2 protein-coding genes are annotated in these 5,937 nt (G+C 47.1%); both read right to left on the bottom strand.

The features are described 5' to 3' along the window. Positions 1 to 943: retention module-containing protein (locus HZ297_RS11735; protein ID WP_178863955.1), on the bottom strand; the 943-nt coding region annotated here is incomplete at its 3' end. Between the two features lie 426 nt (positions 944 to 1,369). Further along, positions 1,370 to 5,914 (bottom strand): choice-of-anchor K domain-containing protein, encoded by a 4,545-nt coding sequence (locus tag HZ297_RS11730; protein ID WP_178863953.1) that lies wholly within the window; start codon positions 5,912 to 5,914, stop codon positions 1,370 to 1,372. Between the last annotated feature and the right edge of the window lie 23 nt (positions 5,915 to 5,937).

Genomic DNA, 5,937 nt, shown 5'->3' with positions numbered 1-5,937 from the left:
CCGGTGTGTAGGTGACGGTGCCGTCGCCTTCAATCACAACATTACCGTGCGCAGGTTGAGTCACGCTTTGTACTGTGATGGTATCACCGTCCAAATCGCTGTCATTGGCCAGTACGTCAATATTGGCACTGGAGTCTTCATCCAAAATACTTACGTCGTCTATCGCTACAGGATTGTCATTGATTGGATTGACTATCAAGGAGACAAGTGCTGTATCAGACTCCCCGTTACCATCAGTCACACTATAGGAAAAGCTATCTGGACCGTTATAATTTTGCTCTGAGGTATAGGTAAAACTACCATCGCCATTATCCACAAGTACACCATGACTTGGCTGTGTGAATCCGGTAATCACAAGCGTATCACCATCAATATCTGTGTCATTGCTCAATAGTGAATCAGCAGGAATTTGCAGCGCCAAATCTTCGTCTGTTACCAAGGTATCGTCTACTGCCACTGGTGGAGAGTTTTCAACCAACTCTGGTTCAAGATAACTACGATCAATTGACGTAGTACCACTTGTTGTCGTTTCAAACCCGCTGGTCACGGCACCTTCTGCACCGATACGTTCAACCAGATCCAGCGGACCTGCCAATGAACTGGTTGCACCCGCGTCGCCACCGGCTGCAGTTTCTTCAAGGTCTTCCAAATTACCTTCCAAAATGGCTTGTTGCAGTGCATCCACTTCTGCTTGTGAATCCGCCAAAGTCGCCGGATCGATGCCCAAGGTATTGGTATCTAACAGCATTTCGCTGTCACGACCCAAACTCAGCAACTCGCCGTTAACCATGTTAACGGTCGCGCTGCCATTGATTGAGGTGCTTAATACTTCATCCAAATAGACAGGGTCACCTACCATAAGTACGCGAACTTCCCCCGTTACCGGATTAACCGCTTGTACAACGCCGCTCGCGGCGCTAATGATTCCGATTTCTACTGACATGGTGACCCTCCTTATTCGGGCTTCGGCCATACGGCCTTCGTTATTCTCAATATCCATACTAGTCGTCTTGGCCATTAATTCCATCGTCCGCGAGGACTATCAGTGATAAAAATTCTCAAGAAAATGGCAAGACGTTTTTTATGAAGAGATTATGAGTTTGTATTTTTAACATTAAGGCATCGCTAAACCATTAGCTATCTTTTACGTATGCTTTATTGATTTGAATCAATCAAATTTAACATAGCGAATTTCGGTTTAATTTAGGGAAAATAAACCCTATTGGACCCGGCCTGTTGAGATTCTCCAACGATTGTTTTGGAGAAATAGAGAAAGAGTTGTAAGAGATGTTCTTCGGCCGGTTACCACTGACAACGTTTTTCTGGCAGGTATAAAAAAGGCCCCGGTTGGGGCCTTAGTTTAAACAAGTTAGTCGTTTTGATAATCCACTTTCAGATCATCGTGTATAGGCTGATCATAATTCTCCATCATCGACGATGGTGGTGTCGAACTGCCGCCTGATGAAGGTTGTTCTTCAGTCACTTCATCACCGGAAGCATCCTCATCACCACCTAAAGCCGCCTCTAAATAAGCATGCAGACTATCTTGATGAATGACACTACCAGCCATGATAACCTCTGTCAAATCGAGTGGGTCGGTGTTATCAGATGTACCGTGTGACACCTCTGACTGCATAAACGAACCCTCGTCAAATTCTGCATGCCAGGATTCCTCTTCATGCAGGAAGCCCATGACTTGCTCGTCATCTTCAGCGTTTTCGGCGTTGTTACGATCAGCTGAACCACCTGGTGCTTCCTGATCGCCATTGCCATGACCGTTATTAGCTTTGGAATCACTGCTACGATCATCCGCCTGATCAGCGTCATCACCTTGTTTATCGCGGTCATTATGAACTGGACTATGTTCTGCACGCATCTCTTCGCCACGACCGTGTGAGTCATCACTGCGTCCACGCTGCTGAACGTCCGCCTCTGCCGAATCGTCGTTCTCTTCACCGGTTTCTTCTGTTGTATCCGCTTCGGAGGCCGGTTCCACAGCCTCTTCTTGCGCAGGCGGATTCAGCAGGGCATTAAGCTCTTCCATCGTAATGCTGAAGCCGGCTTCGTTAAAGGTGATAATGCCATCGTTACCAATTGCATCGGCACTAAACGTCGCCACCAGCTGGTCACCTGCATAAAGATTAATGGTATCTCCCTCATCAAAGGTAAAGGCACCCTTGACCAATTCACCCTCAAAGCCTGAGCTGGTCTCATAACGCAACCCTTCAATCGCTTCATGCGCCAGGGTGGCCGTGACAATCGAATCGTCCACATGAGCTTCAAATTCAGTCTGGCTGCCGTGCTGTTCGAGCATACGCTGAACGTGCGCCATGGCCTCTTCTTCGGTTACATAGTTTTGCCCTGCTGCTTCAATGGCTGCCTTTACGTCAGCCTCTGACGCAGTGCGCAAATCGAGTGACACCCCTTCAAACTTGGCCAGAACAGCAGGGTCGATGGTAATACCGTTATCCGCATTGCCATCCGCATCCAGCGACTGCAGGAACACCGCCATGTTTTCCACATACTCGTCATTCAAGTCGGCACGTGACACATCGGCCAGATCCTGCAGGAAGATTTGACCACGTTCCAGATCTTCCGCTGTGGCTGTACCAATAACTACATCCCCGACCATAAATGTGACCGAATCGCCTTCACGGTAGCTGAAACTACCTGCATCGTCCGTCATGCCACTTAAACCGGAGCTGGTGGTATACGCCAGCCCTTCTACAATACCGTCAACCAATGTAGCGGTTACTGTGTTCTCGTGACCACTGACCGTTTCAGTCGCGGTGACCGAGATGGTAATGGCTTCCTGCTCAGCAGGACTTAATTCACGGTTGGCAACCAATTTCACATCATCAGCAGCCTCTCCGTTCGTCAAGGCAACCGTATAGGTACCATCCCCATTATCGGTTACATCGGTTCCACTCACAGATACGCCACTTGGCAACGCACTAACGGTTACACCACTAAGGGTTTCAGAACCGTCGGTATCGGTTAAAGCAGCCGCAATGTCAATATCATACTCATAGGTACTAACCGTTGCAGTGACTTCTGCACTGAAGTTAGAGACATTAAAATTGCCATCTGTTCTTTCAATAACAACTTCATCAAATGTTGACAAATTGTTAAACGAATGCGTTCCATCATCAAGAGTATCTAGATTGATAGTACTGCCAACTTGATTACCATTTAAATAAAGTTTAATGGTTCCATCGTCATCGTTATTACCTGAAACTTTATAAGACCCAACTGTTAAGCTGAAACTCGTTGCAGTTCCACTCAATTCATAACTATGGGAGTTATTATCCTTATACAGCGTAACTTCATCTGAAACGGAAACCGTCTGGGTTTGAGTCTCTGTACCTGTGGATTGCGCATCGCCCAGCTCCCCATCCAGCTCAGGTGTTGAGGCGGTAGTATCCAATGCGTTAACATCGATGTGAACATCAAATGACACTGCATCTCCATCCTGATCGGACACAGTGACACTAAACTCTTTTTGCGTAAGCCCTTCAGCAAACTCTCCAGGCTGGGCACTGTATGAATACTCACCGGTAGAGAAATCAAACATCAAGGTACCTTGTCCATCCAATGCAACACCTGTGGCTGGGAAGTCAACGCTGGTATAAGTCGTACCGTAAACGCTAATGCTGTCGATGGAAATATCGCCATCGCCACCACTGTAGTTATCTGACACGTCGCCATTCACCGTTACTGTTGCAGTATTGGTGAGCGTTTCGGCAAGTTGCGTTTCATCCGATACCATAAGTGGATCTTTACCATCCTGCACCTGAACATGTTCCAGATATTCGTCCGAAACATTGGAGCCAATGCCGACAACATGCAACTCATCTACATGTGCTGCAATAAAGTCCTTCCAGTCTTCGATGGTGCTGTCACTGTCGCTGTTGACCGAATCTGCGTTTTGATTAGGTTCACCGTCTGACAGGAAATAACCGATGGTCTGGTCTGCATCATGGCCACTGAACACGATGACTTCTGTAGCATCAATGGCATCTTTGTAGTCAGTACCACCGACAGCTACAGTCACACTTTGGCCATTAGAGTACAGTCCATTATTAAAACCAGAATCATCCCAATGTAACTCCAACGAGTTGATGTAATCCACAGCGTCAGACGCACTCATCCACCCAATATTGGTGGCATTGCTGCCAAACAGTGTCAAATTAACCGCTGTCGCGCCCATTGACTGATATGACTCGATTGTGGAAACTAAAGACTCCTGAGCCAGTTCAAAGCGCGTTTTACCTGTGCCTGAAATATTCGTGTCCATAGAACCGGATACATCCAGTGTAATCACCAAGTTTGTTGTGACGCCGCCCACATCGAGAGTCACCGTTTCATCTTCAGCTTCTGGTTGTAAATCCGGAGCCTGAGGCGCCGTTTGACCGGTAATATTAATGGTTAAACTCGATTCCACCGCATCACCATCTGCATCTTTGACGGTATAACCAAAGGTTTCTGAATGCTCACCTGGTTGTAGAGCATCGTAAGCAGCCTGATCCATTGCATAGGTATAGCTGCCATCCGGTTGAACCGTCAGCGTACCGAATTGACCTTCTACCTGACCATTTTGCATATCTGTCCAAACAACGGCATCGGAGTCCGCCGGGCCATCGGCACCAAAGCCATAATCCACTTGGGCTTCAATTTCCGGTGCGTCAGAAGACATCAACTTAGCCATCAACTGGAAGCTATTTGAAGCATTCTCATTGGTATATACCGTATCCACAATATTTCCGGAACCGTCCACAAACCCGATAATCTGGAAGTTATAGGTTTCCGTTACGCCTTCAGCCGTGGTAATGGTCACCGGTACAATTGTGCTGGCATTATCAATTTTGACAATATCGCGGCTTGCAATAGGATCATCGCTGTTATTGGTTTCATTATGATCAAAGTTAATCGTATGGTTAATGGTCGCAGGATAACCATTAATCACAACATTCAACGATAAGTTTAAATCAACAGAATCAATCGATGAGCTAACAGGGAAATTATTGTGAGTAAATGTGCCCAATTCAAATGTTGAGTTCACATCCACAGACTGCGTACCGGTCAGACTATTATTGTCGTCAAATGTGTAGTTTGAACTCTGGCTAGAACCACCCCAACTAACAACATCATCCTGACCTGCCGGCTGGTTATTTATAGAGGCTGAGCCATCCACATTTGTCCATTCAGTCTGTAGTCCGCCAACCTCAACATTGTTTATCTGTACCGTCAAATTGTTGGTGTCGCTACTGACAGAAGGCATGTCGTCTTCAATCGTTACAGAAACGGTGCCAGTGTCTACAGGTGTATTAGCGCCGTCACTGATTGATACGTCAAAATCAAAACTCAGCGTATCTTCCAAACTGTTAACAGGATGATCAACCGGCTGACTCAATGTTACCGTATAAGCAATAGAGGTAGGCGGCGTTGAACCAGCAGAATTTACCGAGCTATCACCACCATTCAATTCAACGCGGATAACCTCACCATTAACCGTCGAACCAATAGCAATCGCAGGATTATTAACATCGACAAACCAAGTGATCGCATCGCCACCCGATGTCAGATCGGTAGGCAGAGTACCCCCATCGATACCTACCTCAAGCGCAGATGTACCGTTACCCGTAATGGCCAAATTACCCGTTACTACAGTGTCATCGTTTTGGTCTGTATAAGAGGCGCCCGCATCACCGTCAGAAAGCCCAACCTTATCCTCATCAGGCAAATTGATACCCTCTTCGGATACAGCAACTGAACCATCGCTGATAGTGGGTACAACATTTATATCGGTGATCGTACCGGTTGCCGCAATACCTCCCACGCTGATGTCGTAGAACTCGTTACCTTCCACATCCGCATCGGTTTGTGCAGCCGTGGTGATGGTGAAGCTCGTCACGCCCGCTGGGACCGTAATCGTGC

Source organism: Thiomicrorhabdus cannonii, from assembly GCF_013391695.1.
GTDB lineage: Bacteria > Pseudomonadota > Gammaproteobacteria > Thiomicrospirales > Thiomicrospiraceae > Thiomicrorhabdus > Thiomicrorhabdus cannonii.
Note: the sequence above shows the minus strand (reverse complement) of the source record. Positions and strands in the feature narration are given on the sequence as shown.